The 14403-nt window shown below is 57.5% G+C and carries 5 protein-coding genes and 2 pseudogenes; 1 reads left to right on the top strand and 6 read right to left on the bottom strand.

The genetic code is table 11. From position 1 onward, the window contains the following. Positions 1–501: 501 nt before the first annotated feature. Both NLM32_RS09755 and NLM32_RS09750 read right to left on the bottom strand, forming a co-directional pair. Positions 502–753, bottom strand: a pseudogene (locus tag NLM32_RS09755) (hypothetical protein); the annotation flags it as partial. Positions 754–780: 27 nt separating this feature from the next. Next, entirely contained in the window at positions 781–981 is a 201-nt protein-coding gene (locus NLM32_RS09750; protein ID WP_254128818.1) for a hypothetical protein, read from the bottom strand. Positions 982–1886: 905 nt separating this feature from the next. On the opposite strand from NLM32_RS09750, the pseudogene NLM32_RS09745 reads away from it, so the two are divergent. Continuing rightward, a pseudogene (locus tag NLM32_RS09745) lies at positions 1887–2522 on the top strand (GDP-mannose 4,6-dehydratase); the annotation flags it as partial. 21 nt (positions 2523–2543) lie between these two features. Here the strand turns inward: NLM32_RS09745 and NLM32_RS46305 are convergent. The 4 genes from NLM32_RS46305 to NLM32_RS09725 all read right to left on the bottom strand — a co-directional run bounded on the left by NLM32_RS46305 (position 2544) and on the right by NLM32_RS09725 (position 13721). Then, on the bottom strand, positions 2544–3317 hold the full coding sequence (locus tag NLM32_RS46305) for a hypothetical protein (RefSeq protein WP_375143544.1): 774 nt from the start codon (positions 3315–3317) through the stop codon (positions 2544–2546). A 1155-nt stretch (positions 3318–4472) separates the two neighbouring features. Then, a complete protein-coding gene (locus tag NLM32_RS09735; RefSeq protein WP_254128817.1) occupies positions 4473–5888 on the bottom strand; it encodes an MATE family efflux transporter in 1416 nt (471 codons plus the stop codon). Next, on the bottom strand, positions 5881–12336 hold the full coding sequence (locus NLM32_RS09730; protein WP_254128816.1) for a non-ribosomal peptide synthetase: 6456 nt from the start codon (positions 12334–12336) through the stop codon (positions 5881–5883). Before NLM32_RS09730 ends, NLM32_RS09735 begins: the two co-directional genes overlap by 8 nt. A 320-nt stretch (positions 12337–12656) precedes the next feature. Next, positions 12657–13721: an IS630 family transposase gene (locus NLM32_RS09725; protein ID WP_254128815.1), complete on the bottom strand. Its 1065-nt coding sequence runs from the start codon at positions 13719–13721 to the stop codon at positions 12657–12659. Positions 13722–14403 lie beyond the last annotated feature (682 nt).

The following is a 14403-nucleotide window of genomic DNA, read 5'->3' as shown; positions in this document are numbered from 1 at the left end:
TTCCATGCCGCAAGGCTCCGTGCCCTGATGATTGATCTGAAGGATATCTGTGAGCTTAACGCGGCAGCCGTGCAGGACCGGTGCATAGCTCGTCTCCTGTCAGTCGTTCATCCGGAAATCGCGAGCAAAGCGCGCGTGCCCAGAATACAGAAACGAACGCTGAACGTGTACGTCTGCATTTCCGGGTTTGCTATGTCTCATCTTCCAGGGATGATAAACACTTCACCATCGCCTTCACTTGATGCGCTGACTTAACCTGATGCGCCGACTTCTCCGATAGTCGATCGGCGACGACGCGCACCGTCCGCGCCTCTGGAGGATCTTTTACGACCGTCGCTAGATCCGCCTGAAATTCCGATCGCGCCGAGGACCTGGGCGGCGAAACATAGAACTTCAGCGCGGCGCAGCGTGACACCACCGACAGGGATCAATTGATCACTCGTCCGCTTCGCGTTGCTTGGAAGCAGATGTGCTCGTCTTCGACGGCGCCTGCGCGCCGACCCGACGCGCTTCCATCAAATCGAGGAGCGTGCGCCCCTCTTCTGTGATGCGCCAGCCACCATTTACCCGCTCAACGAGTTTCTGCGAAAAAATGTCGAGGTTTGGGACACGGGCGGCCATTCTCTTGGTGCGCTCGGCCCAGTCTCGACCACTCGTCGCTAGAATGGCCATGTCGCGTTTGAGCTCCGCCATCGGCGCGAATCCGCCCGGGTAGCTCACAAGGATCTTAAGAACGGTAACCTGGAAATTCACCTGCGTGGGAGATCATATTGTCCGCGCCTACCGCCACATGGTCGGTGCGTCGCGAAGTGCTTCGAGGCCAATCTGTTTGAGACGGTCGGGTATCGTCTCACCTCTAGTGGCGGCTTCCAGAAGCTTAGCGGCAACATGCGCGCGGACACCAGTCTCGTAGCGCGAAATGCGCGCGCAGACCTCATCGAGGACCGCGTGCAGAAGCTCGGCGGTAGCCGTATCCACCATTTGGAGATCTCCTGCGTGCTCTATATGAGGAAGATAATACGGATCGCGCGTTCCGCAATTCAAGTGGAATGCATGACCTAGCTTCCACCGTGTTTTCTGCCCCCTGTCGCAACGCCACCGGGCGGTTGTCTGGCTCGTTGTTCGATTGTGGCGGCTAGGCTTCGATCGCACTTGTCGCCACATCCACACCCGTTTAATTTTTCGGAGTGCTGCTTCGGCGCGGTGCTGAAGCTCCTCTACTTGGCGGCTATTTCTATCCGGCACTCCGAGCCAGCCTGCGCCCTGTCGAACTCCATCACAGTCCTACGAGCAGGCTGATCTTCGCTAGGAGTCCAAGCACAATTTCTGGCTCTGGCATCCCCGCGATGGCCAGTCATGCTGGCGCCTGCCTTTTTCAAGCGGTTCCCAAACAATCGGCGCGTAAACAAGGTTAGAACTCATACTGCATGGTAGCCAGCTTTCGTGTTGGATGAGTGCAACGAGTTCGTCCTTCGGCGCACAAATTCCGCGTCAGGTTGCATTTTTCGACGGATTTCACCTGTTCCGCTCACGGCGCTCCTCACGATTGCATCTATCTTTGATTGCTCCGAAAATTGCGCCGCCCGAATAACAGGATGACGAGCCTGCGATTGCAGATAAGGGTTGAAGCTGGGTTTAAGGCCCTTAGCCGCCTCGGGACGCCTTTGGCGTAGACGTTCTGAACGTCATCACGGCGTCGGAAAACCGAGAGAAGGGAAAAAACTCCGAAAAATCAATGCAGTAAACGTCTATTGCCCTTTGGCACTCGTTTCTTGATCACCGTGAATGGTTTTGAGGGCTTGAACAGAGCTTCCGTCGGAGTACTACGGGCGGAGGGTGACTGAGGGGCACGGAAACCGATCGGTTCGTTTGCACCAGGGTAGAACTTGACAAGTCGGGACTCTCAACGGCGGGTCGCTTTGATTACCGGCGTGACCGGGCAGTATGGCGCCTATCTCTCCGAATATCTATTATCGCTCGGATATGTCGTGCATGGCATCAAGCGGCGGTCCTCTTCCTTCAATACCGCGCGCGTCGATCATCTCTATCAGGACAGGCAAGTCGCGAATGTGCCGTTTCTGATGCACTATGGCGACGTGACCGATTCGACCAATCTGATCCGCTTGATCCAGCAAATCTGGCCGACCGAGATCTACAACCTTGCCGCCCAGAGCCACGTCGGCATGAGCTCTGAAACCCCGGAATATACTGCAAATGCTGATGCGACCGGCGTGCTGCGCCTGCTCGAGGCGATCCGGATCCTTGGCCTGGAGAGGGAGACACGCTTCTACCAGGCTTCTACATCCGAGCTTTACGGCTCGGTTCAGTAAGTCCCCCAGAAGGAGAGCACGCCGTTCTATCCGCGCTCGCCCTATGGTGTGGCCAAACTGTACGTGTACTGGATCACGGTGAACTATCGCGAAGCTTACGGCATATTCGCAAGTAACGGCATTCTCTTCAATCACGAGAGCCCAGTCCGCGGCGAGACCTTTGTGACCCGTAAGATCACCCGCGCCGTCGCAAGTCGGTCTTGAGAAGACGCTCTAGCTCGGCAACTTGGTGAGCTCTGCCAGTGGTCCCGGTTCTACTCGGATATCACCGGAAAACGGACGCTCTTGCAGGCCAATGAGTCCAAGCGCTATCACAACGGCGATTGAGAACACGGTTAGTGCCGTAATCTGCGCACCGACCCTCTTCAGGTGCACCAATCCGATCGATATTTGTGTGACCACGCCAAGGATGAGGACGAGAATCCATTTGGCATCGATGGTGCGGTCGGAAGCCAAGGCGAGCCGCTCGGAACGCGCCCTGCCCGCTCCGACTGCGGCATTTAACAAGGCCGTCTGCACTGCCCCGCCCGCTGTTTGAGCGATCTGCGGATCGCTCACTTCTCGCAGCAAGGCGTCATAGGCGGGAGCAGGCGAACGGGCCTTCTGGTCCTGCGCCATCGCCGGCCACTCGTCCTTCACGAGGGCGGAGACGTATTTCGCAACCACTGAGCGAAGGCTCGCCATGTCGGAGACGGACGCGTGACTAACAGCATAAATGTTGCGTAGCTCCGCCGCCTCTGACTGCACCGCGCGGGCCGCTTGACGGTTTCGATCGGTTATATCATTGGCCAAAAATCCGGTGAGGAACGCAAACAACACCCCGACCGCGCCAGAAAAAGGAGCGACCACGCCTTCTACGCGGCGCATCCGCACAACCGTTGCAGGACTGAAACTCGCGATCACAATGACAGCGCCGGTCGTTGCGTAAAGAGTGCTGAGGACCGCGAACAATTCTAAAATCGGAAAGTCCAGCCAAGCTCTGATCATTGGTTTAGCCGATCCTCTGATGCAAGGCGCAGGCTCCGATTAGAGCATATAAGCATTCCGCCACCCGATAGTGCATTGCTAGCGAAGGCCCAACTCTGGAGCCGCGATGGAACGGTCCAGAGATTAGGTTCGTTCGCTTAAGGATCATATTTCTTTCAGACTTTCTTCATGGCTTTTGCAAGGACCAACTCTGGGCAAGAAACTGCTTCGCTGCGACATTTGGTCCGTATGGTACCGCCCGCCTACGTGACGCCTTATGTCCAGCCGAGCAGGACGGATGCGGCGAATGCAGAAGCGGTTTGTGAGCTGGCCGCCAGCCGACAATGGCCGAACGACAAGCCGCGGGCATGATTTGTGGACGCGGAAATGCTGATGAGGCAGCGCAGCCTGACTTTCATGCGTGGCGAGGTCGAATTGAACATTGTGGCGGGCACCGCAAAAGTCACTGGCGATTCTTCGGAACGAAAACGACGACAGGATCCGTGGTGTCGCCCGCTGTACCCGCTGAACAGATAGAGCTCCTGATACGATCAGGCGCGAGGACAACCCAGTCAGTGCCCCTTCCTCTTCCTCCTCCTCGACCTCTGACGCGAATGCAGGACGACCATCATCGTCGGCAGCGAAGGGCAACCGAGTCGACTGTGTAGCGGGCACCAATGCCCACCGGATCAACTCAATTCCCTGCGAATGCCCCGGGCAACGTTCGCGAGCCTCGTAGCGCTACGCGCCGAGCCTCGAAATCGCGACGCCAGTGCAACGTGCCTCGAGAAACGGGAGATAAATTCCATTGATAGTCGTTTCGAGCTGTGCGCCGCGGCTTCCGATCGTTCTCGCCGAGGTGGCGCGGTTACGTCCCAGCTGCGCAATGCTTCGAGGCTGGGCCACGGCGAACCCGGCAGCGAACTCCTTTGCAACTCCAACCAGAATGCCCGCGAGAGAGCGCGGGGCCCCGATCTCGGCTGGCTCTCAGGTCCCGCTCGGCGTCCGCTTTCAATTGCCGTGGCCTGCGGCACTCGCCCGCCAATGCTCAAGACGAATACTATTGCGCGTGGCTTTTGCACGTTGCGTTTGTCATTACTTTGGGGCGCACCACCTCCCCGGCTAATCCTAGTGCTCTGGGCTCCGGTGACATGCGCTGTCCGGTCACGCCATAATCTAGATTGGTCCTGAAGCAGGGCGCTGGAGCGCGCGTCTGAGCTCAGCGAACTGGCGGATCATGACAAACAGCGCGATCATTCCGGCGCCCAGCTCGGCGAGCGCTTGACTGGCCAACACTCCATCGAAACCCGATATGACCGGGAAAACCAGTACGGTAGGTATGAAAAGATAGCCTTGCCTCGCGAAGGACACAATTGCGCTGAGGCGCGCTCTCCCGAACGACTGAAGCATCGTCGTCACGAAACTCTCAATACCAAAAAGCCCAAAAAACAGATGGAACACGATGCAGGTCGAGATGCCAATTTCCCTGACCTTATCGCTATCGCTGAACAGGCTGACCAAAGGCCGAGCAAAAGTCACAACGGCCGCAGAATACGCAACGGAAACAGCGACATTTATAGCGAGTATGAGCTTCGCAGCCTTCAGCACCCGACCAAAGTCCCGCGCGCCCCAGCCGAAACCGAGGACGACTTGAGAGCCTATACAGAAGCCAGTGATAGGCAGTGCGCCGATCGTCAAGATCCGCACAGCTATTCCCACGGCCGCAATGGACTCGTCCCCGAACGGTGCGGCAGCTCTGTATAAGAGCATCACGGCAATAGCAGATAAAATGCTGGTCACGGACGCCGGCGCGCCTATCGACGCGAGCTGTCTGATGCGATCGGCTCGCAACGAGACGCGAGATATCCTAACGAGGACTTTCCCGCGGAGCGTCGTAAAGTACGCGACATAGAGGCTGATAGCAGCGATCTGAGACACCAGCGTTGCGAGGGCAGCGCCTCGTACACCGAAGTCCAGTAGGAATATGAAGATGGGATCAAGCACAGCGTTCAGTATGAAGGCGGCAACCATCGTCCACATGCTGAATCGTGTGTTGCCTTCGGCTCTGACAACGAATCCGTTGACAATATTGAGAAGCATCAACGTGTACCCGAACAAGAGCGCCGCTGCATAGTCGAGCGCCATGGGCATGATGGTTGGAGTCGCGCCGAGCGTTAAGAAGATCCCCCGCAGGCTTGGAAGCAGAACGAACGTAACAGCGATGCCGATCGGAGCGGCGATCGCAAGTGCGGTGCTCGCGTCTTTGCTCGCCTCCAGGTACTCACCGGCGCCAAGATGACGAGATATGATCGACGCCGTTCCAACACCGATCCCCTGTCCAGCCGCCGCGAGCAGGACCACGATCGGCAAGGCCATGCTGACAGCGGCAATCGCCTGTGCGCCAAGTGCGCCGACAAAGATCGCGTTGACGACTTGCTGTAGCGCGTTGACCGATAAGCCAACAACAGAGGGAATGGCGAGCCGCAGAACGAGGCTCAAGAGATCTGGGTCCGAAAGGTCAATATGCTGGCTCTTCTTCGTCGTCACATTGCGATCGCTCTCGACGGCGACTCCCACATCTGGCTCATTCATGGGTGACCGTGCCGCGAGCTGTTCCGAATTCGCTAATCGTCTCCAACAGCTCCTGTTGCAACGTTGTGCAAAGATTACGGGTCGACTCATAGCTGACTTGGCTTGAATCGTACCTTGCTTCGATCAGTAGCTGCCCGGCTTGACATCCGACATCGAACCAGAAGAGATGACCCACGGACGCCTCATCCATGTCTTCGCCGATCCAGAGTGGAGAGGGTTCCTGGGCTAGGAGACGGCGTGGAAAATGGCGCTGGACAGCCGCTCGATAATTCAATCCAATTCTGGGTAAGGGCAGGCGATCGACCCGGCTCCGCACGGCTGGGTCTCGGTTTAGGAATTTCACGGCCCGAAACCCTATGCCCCTGCGCGGCAGGGCATTGCGCTGGCAGTATATTGAACGCGCACGATCGGAGCGGCGCTCCGTTCCTGTCAGCCTCAAAGGAAGCGGAACAAGCTCACTGATATTGCCGATGATTTGAGAGGATTCGAGATCGTCAAACACCCGACCTCGGATCGAGGTAAGGTTGTCGATCCAAAGCGAGTAGTTACCGAAAACGCGTCCGAAGGCGCCAGATATGGCGGCAAGAAAGACATCGACGTCCTGACAATGCGCCCACCTGGCTGCAATATTGAAGAGGTCGGCTGTCGCTTCTTTGTCGATCTCAAGATCGTATTTGACCTGATCTTCCCAAAGCGGGTGGCAGTTCGCTTCGTCCATGCGACGTGCAAGTCGCCCATAGTGAAGCTCTCTCGCGGTCACTTTCGAAACGCTCGCGCCGCCTGATGAAGTGTCGCTGACGTGGAAATTAAACTGATGGTAGTCAATTCCTTCCCAGCATGTGAGTTCGGCCGGCGCTTCGCTGTTCGCGTAGTGTTCAAGGCGCTTCCACCATGGAGAGAGCATTTGTATGTTCTCGGCACCGGTCTCGATATGGCCCGAAGCAAGGGCGTTGTACGTCGCGTCCAATGCTTCCAGGAACAGTCGATAGCCTATCCCGTCCGCTACAAAATGATGCATCAGGACCAGCAGATAGTAGTCGCCACTTTCTGCGGTGCGGAAGGCCGTGACGTGCACAAGCGGCCTCTGGCCGTCGAACCGAAACATGCGCTGACGTCTTGCTGACATGCTCTCGATGATCTTGCGCCGCTGAAGCACGTCCATTCCGACGAGATCGATCTCTTCCACGAGGCGTTCGGCCACGGACGGTCCGATTGTCAGATGTAGGCCCTCAACCGTTCGAGCAATATGGAGTCTGAGGCCGTCGTGCCTATCCATGACATGGGCAAGGGCACGCTCCAGCGTTCGCACGTTCAGGATACCGGCGGGCAAGAAGAACAGATCGCCGATGTTGAAGTGCTCATCGAAGCCGGCAACACGGTTCCAAGATGTGATTGCGGGGACCACTGGCAATGAACCGTCTGGCGAACGGAAGGCATCGGGCGTAATCGCCTCGTCTGCCGCCAATTCCCTGATGGTCGGTGTTCGATGGAGCCGCTCGACGGTGAGATTCAGCCCAGCTTTGCGCGCCAACGTGACGCAGCGCACGCTGAGAAGAGAATCTCCGCCGATATCAAAGAAGCTCCGATCTAGTCCGACCGACTTGGCGCCTAATAGTTCCTGCCAGATCGCAGCAAGAATGCGCTCATTTCTCGTGCGGGGTTCAGCACTTGGAACTGCCCCGACCTCGCGGGTTGGAACGGACGACAGGCAAGAACGATCAATCTTCCCACTTGCCGTAAGGGGGATGCTGTCAACCAAACGGAAGGCGGCGGGGATCATGTAGGACGGCAATGTGTGGCGCAGGTGAGTGACGATATCTTCGGAACTCAGACTGTCGCCAGACGCAACCACGTTAGCGATCAAGCGACGATGATTATCCTTGCCTTCTGCAACCACCGCGGCCTTTGCGATTGCAGGATGAGACTCAAGAGCTGTTTCGATCTCCTCGAGTTCGACGCGAAAGCCCCGTACTTTGATCTGATTGTCCGATCGGCCACAAATCTCGAGCAAACCGCCGTTTGAGATGCGCGCGATATCGCCACTTCGATAGAGAACGCCGTATTGGCCGTCATCATAGGGATTGCGGACGAAACAGCGGTTGGTCCGATCCTGATCCCGCCAGTACCCAGCGCTCACGCAGCGTCCGGCGATGCAGAGTTCGCCGGGAGCTCCGACAGGGACTCTCTTTAATTGGGCATCGAGAACGTAGAGTTTGACGTTATCGATTGGGCGCCCAACGGGGACAAGCGACGAGCCGTCGCAGGCACCCGATGTTTCATAGACTGCTGCATTGGACGCACATTCCGTAGCACCATAGAAGTTCCACAATGGCACGTCCGGGAAATATGCACGCCAGCGACGGGGGAGCGAGGAAGGCATCGGTTCGGCGCTGCTTGTGACCAGCCGCAAGGCTGTCGGTCGCGGGTGCCGTTCCTGCGAAGCAATGATGCCGGACAGGAGTGGTGGCGAGGCAAACAAACGTGTCACGCGTCGTTTGGCCAACGTGCCCAACAGCAAATCCGGATCCAGCAACTGCGCCTGGGTCAGGATCAGCGTGGGTACACCCTTCAGAAGCCCCCCAAAGTACTCCCAAGAGGAAGCGACAAGTGATGCGGACTTCTGGACGACCATAACGTCGGTACGCTCGAAGGGAAAGCGTCGCCACATCCAGTTCAGCCGATTGAGAGTTGCCGATTCCGGTATCAGAACCCCCTTCGCCTTCCCGGTTGAGGAGGAGGTGTATATTAGGCTTGCAATTGCGTGTTGTGATTGTTTGTCGCTGCGCCTAAAAGCCGGCACGCTGGGCGCTTCCAGCGTCAAGAGACAGACCGACGGCACGTCAAAACCAGGTTCAGCGATATTTGCGTGAACCAAGAGCTTTGCCTGACTATCTCGCAGGATATGTTCGATCCGATCACGCGGACAATCCGGCGATATTGGGACAACAACAGCCTGCAAGGCTCTTGTCGCAAGAATAACCGCGGCCACGTCAGGCGACCGGTCGACCAGCATGGCGACCATATCGCCAGCCCCCACATCCGAAACTCGCAGTAGCGACCTGATAGCTGTTACGCGCTCGCGCAGTTGGCCGAATGTGATTTCGCCGAAATTGCCAAAATATGCCACCTGGCTCAGATTGGCGATGCTGATTTTCTCGAACGCCTCGACAAGCGAGCATTCAGTCTCATATGGCTGCTCTGAGCCATTGAGCGAGTCCAGCATAGCGACGTCTAACGCGCCGAGGCAGCTCAGATCTCTAATAGGCGCCAGCGGCTTCTCCATGCAAGCTGCAATCAGATAGCGCAGATTGTCGGCCATGCGGACAATCAGATCGCTCGAGAATATCTCTTCCGCATATGCTAGCTGGAGGGCAATTTCATCGCCCTCATCTTGTGCGTACAATGTCAGATCGAATTTTACATAGCCGGTCTCATATTCGCGGAATGTCAGATCCAACTCATGTTGACCGGGCGGTTCGGCGGCCTCGGAGTACATGTTGAACATGACCTGGAAGATCGGCGAACGTCCCGCTTCGCGATGTACATGGGCATCCCTTACCATCCAGCCGAATGGATAGGCCGAATTTGCAATCGCGCTGCTGACGAGCCCCTGGACGTGCAAGACATGAGTAACAAAGGACTGGTCGACATCGATCGCGGTACGGATCGGCAGCATATTCAAGAAAAAGCCGACAATTTCGGCGCTGCCAGGTTGATCCCGTACGACGTGCGGTATGCCAACGATAATATCGTCCTGACCGCTATACATCCGCAGCAGCAGCTTGAAGCATGCGAGAAGTGTTGTCGACGTGGTGCACCGATGTCGGCGGGCAAACTCCCGGACCTGATTGGAGAGCTCGCTGCCAAGGCGCACCGCATATGAGGCGCCGCGGTAGGAATTGATCTGCGGCCGCGCTCGCCCCGTTCCAAACGAAAGCACCGGCGGTTCATCACCAATCTGACGACGCCAATAGCGGCGTTGGCCGGCCAGGGCCTCCGGAGGCCAGTGTTGTGTTTCCCAGAGCGCGTAGGTCGAAAGTGACGCGCGGTTCTCTGGCAGGAACGCCGCGGGATCTATGTACCTTTGTCGAAGGTCCCTCAGCAGAACGGAGATCGACCAGGCATCGATGATGATTTCGTGAGCGGTGATCAGTACGAGATGGTTGTCGGGACCAAAACGGATCATGCGCGCGCGGAACAGGTGACCTTGGCTGAGATCAAAACTACTGTTCAGCTCTGTTCGCCGTAACAGTGCTATCACCTCCTCAGCTTCCTGCGCCGTGAGATGAGATGCATCGGCCAATTCAAGGCGTGCGCATTGCGGAGCATCGAAAAGTTGAACCGGACCGTTTTCGTCTGTGAAACGTGCAGAAAGTGCCTGATGGGAGTGAACGACGTCGGTCCAGGCGCGATCGAACGCGGCCAGATCGATGACGCCTCTTACTCGCAGGCCGCCTTGAATGATGTAGTTCCTGGCAGACGGATCAAGCTGCGACAGAAACCATAGGTGCTCCTGAACTCGCGTCAGGGGCGCTCGGATAAGTTTACCGTGCGTCGGGGCTGTGCACGGTTTGGATTCATCTCGGGTCGAGATCGACGCCGCAAGGGATCGAACCGTTCCATTCAGCACCAACCTGAAATCCGCTCTTACGCCGAGCAGGGTCTGCAATCGGCCCAATATGAGCATGGCCCGAAGCGAGTCTCCGCCGAGGCTAATGAACTCGTCGTTGATGCCAATGTTCTCAATACGCAGAATGTCGGACCAAAGTCGACACAGTTGAGCTTCGAGCTCTGTTTGCGGCGCTTCGAATGGAGTCGGCAAGAGAGGGCGTACAAGGGTAGGGTCAGGCAAGGCTCCAAAATCGACCTTTCCGTTTCTGGTCAGTGGAATAGTGTCGACGTGAATGATCCTTTCTGGGAGCATGTAGGTGGGAAGCGCTTGGGCCAGGAAAGTCTGGAGTTCGCCCTCCCCTACTTCGGGCGGGGCTGACACATACGCCATGAGCCGCCTCGATCCAGTTTCTCCCTCGGTCCTGGTTATGTCTCGCGCCGTAAGCTTTGCACCTGCGCAAACCGAGGCGATCACGGCGGCGCCACGCACCAATTGATGAGCGGAAAGGCGGGCCTCGATTTCTCCCAGCTCAATTCTGTGCCCACGAATTTTGACCTGACGGTCCCGTCGACCGAGACATTCCAAGAGACCATCAGAACGAACTCGCCCGAGATCGCCTGTCCGGTATAGGCGCCCAAACGAAGGATCGTTCGAGAACGGGTTTGCCCCAAAGGCCTCCTTGGTGCGGTCATCGTCATTGACGTAACCAGCAGCGACTCCAATGCCGCTAACACAGATTTCGCCGACCTCTCCCGCGTTGCACAGCCGCGGTCCATCCGCGACATACACCTCAAGGTTAGAAATCGCCTTTCCGATCGGCACATAAGTGTCAGCCAGCGCGGGCGGGACGGAAAGCAGATGATGCGTAACGCCGTCCGCGCACTCGGTCGGTCCGTAATGGTTGAGAATAGGAACCGGGGGATATAGGGCAAGCCATGCGCGTGCCAGTCCGGGTGTTAGAGGTTCTCCGACCGTAGAAATACTCCGCAAGCCATCCAGAGCTCGCTCAGCGGCCGCAAGCGACTGCAGATACTCGACAAATACCGCAAGCATCGACGGCACGAATTGAACAACCGTCGCACGGTATTGTTGAATGGCTTGGAGAAGAGATACTGGCGATTTCAGTGTTGCATCATCGATGATCGCGATGCAGCCTCCGACGCAAAGTCCCGCCAGAAGCTGCCACAGCGAAATGTCAAAGCAGTGCGACGCTGTCTGCGCGACGCAATCGGTCCGAGTGAGAGTGAGCGCCTCGATCTTTGCCGCCAGATGATTATTGAGGGCTGCGCGCTCAATCATTGCGCCCTTCGGCTGGCCCGTCGAACCGGACGTAAACAGAATGTAGGCGAGTCCATCATCGCTCGCTGATGGAACAACTGACGAAGTCTCGCCCTGGCGCAGCGCCGCCTCCATCGTCACGAATTGGGTGGTGGCCTTGCTGGCCTGGAATAGATTGAGCGGCTCCAGCTGATCCGGGCCAATAATCAGAGCGCAGCGGCTCTGCTCGATCATGAAAGACGTACGGGAAACGGGTAACGATGGATCGAGCGGCAGGTAGATCGATCCAGCCTTCAAGATTGCGACGACTGCCGTCGCCCAATCGAGGTCTCGTTCACCCCAGTAACCGACCACCGCGCCGTGAGCCACCTTCTCTCGCAACGTCCTCGCGAGCGCATCAGACCTTGATCGCAGTGCCTTAAAGGTGAGTGCGTCTACGCCGTACCTAAGCGCAACCCTTTCCGGATCCGAGCCTGCAAGCCGATCGATCGCCGTGATCGGGTCGATCGGTTGACCTTCCACAAGCGGATTCTTCCCCGACCGACTTTCCGTCGGCATACGCCTGCCGCCATTCGTCACCTTGTGCGGCCCTTCAGCCGGAACATCGAGGGTCCTGGATGGGTCGTGCGTTGCTTAGCCACCCTGGTTCTGCCAGTCATAATACGCCGTTTTGCCCATTTGCTAGCTTCTTGCGTTCACGATGCCCTCAATATTCGGCAGGGAACACGACCGAACGCTAGGGCCTCAAATTGGCGGTGGCATCTACCTGATCTTGTAGTCGACACGCGCTAATCTGCAGGACACCCGCAATCAGCGCCTCCAGAGACTCGGCTCCAGCATGTGATTTTCCTGCATTTGTAGGCACCTAGTATCCGGAATCAGAGCTGAGTGATACGGCGGCCTTTGAAGGGGCGTTGACGGACCTTTTTCTTGGTCCAGACGAAGGGCTCGGCTTTTCCGTTGTAGGCGTTGACGTAGGCATCGATGTGATCCTGGAGCTGCTTGAGGCTTGTGAAGGAGGTGCCGCTAAGCGACTGCCCCTGCAAGATCGAGAACCATACCTCGACCTGATTGAGCCAGGACGCGCTTGTCGGCGTGAAATGAAATTGCACGTTGGGGTGGGCCTTGAGCCAGGGCTCGTTCTTCTTGTGGGTGTTGAGGTTGTCGAGGACGACGTGAAGCTTTCGGCCCGGAAAGGCCGCGGTGACGCTGTTCATGAAGTCGAGAAACTCGACGCGTCGACGGCGTTTTGAATGTGTCGCGATGATCTTTCCGGTGGCGACCTCGAGCGCCGCAAACAGTGTTGTCGTGCCATGCCGCTTGTAATCGTGGCTCTGGCCGGTCAAGGCTCGGCCGTTGGGCAACTTCAGATAACCCTGCGCTCGCTCCAAGGCCTGGATCGAGGGCTTCTCGTCCACGCAGAGTACAATGGCCTTCGCGGGCGGGGCGACATAGAGGCCAACGACATCGGCGGCTTTGGCCGCAAAGTTCGGGTCGTTGCTCTCGCACCAGGACTTGCGAGCCACGAGGTCAATCTTGTTGCTGCGCAGGAACCGCCAGACATATTGGACGTCAACATCGCCCAGCGCCTCGGCCAGCAGAGGGCCGGTCCAGCGCGCAAAGCCTTGCGGGGCCGGCTTGTCCAGCAGCTTCAGAATCCGCTTGTCGGTGGCTTTCGTATAGATCGGCTGCTTGCCGGGCCGCGGCCTGTCTTGCAGCCCTTCAAGGCCATGATCGGCATAGCGGTGCCGCCAAAGGCTGACAATCCGCGGCTGCACTCCGACTTCTTTGGCGATCGAGCGGGTGCTGCGCCCGTCCGCAGCCAACAGAACTATCCGCGCCCGCTTCAAATCGCGCTGCAACGTCACCGGCGAGCGACAACACGCCTCAAGCACCTCGCGGTCTTTCCGCGAAAGGTGGACTTCTCTTGCTTCGGGTATCATCCCGATCTTGAATCACGAATCACCTTCTAAGAAAAGGGGGTACTAGGCTATGATTTGGCGCCCTCCTCATGAAAAGACTTGGCGCTCCCCGGGATGCAGGTCGGTCTGCGGCGCTCAAGCGATGACGCCGATGGCACAAGAACCAAGGCAGAGGCGTGTTCTCGTTTTCCCCGAGACGGCGTTGTTTGCGTCGTTGCTGAGGAGCAGAAGCGCTCGAACATTTTCTGGTATAGCGAAAATAGCTATGGGCAGCGCAGTGCGACGTGGGCGTGCAGAACCACCTACGGCGAGGTTCTTTAATCCGCTGATGTTCGCAATCGTCCGCCTTGGTGCACACGAAAACCTACTCAGAAGCGACCACTCGGGCAGTCGCCAAGCGTCAGCTTTAAGACAATTGTCGGCAACTTGACACTTGCATCCGGTACGAAGCAACTGGACATCCCTCAATTTCCAAGCGGCACGCTGCTTGCTTCATTCGCGGCGCCATCACCGATGCAGCTCGAACGTGCTTGGTTGTGGAAAGCGATAGCGCCGCGGAGTGTTTGATGCGATCTGGAGTTCGTTGTGGGAGAGCGACAACGATTGCGCTAACCGCAAGCGGCGTGGCCAATTCGGCGGATCTTGAGTCAGAAGTACAACGGCCATCGGCCGCGAGGAGCTGGTCCGGAGGATATATTGGCGG

Source organism: Bradyrhizobium sp. CCGUVB14 (assembly GCF_024199935.1).
Lineage (GTDB): Bacteria > Pseudomonadota > Alphaproteobacteria > Rhizobiales > Xanthobacteraceae > Bradyrhizobium.
Note: the sequence above shows the minus strand (reverse complement) of the source record. Positions and strands in the feature narration are given on the sequence as shown.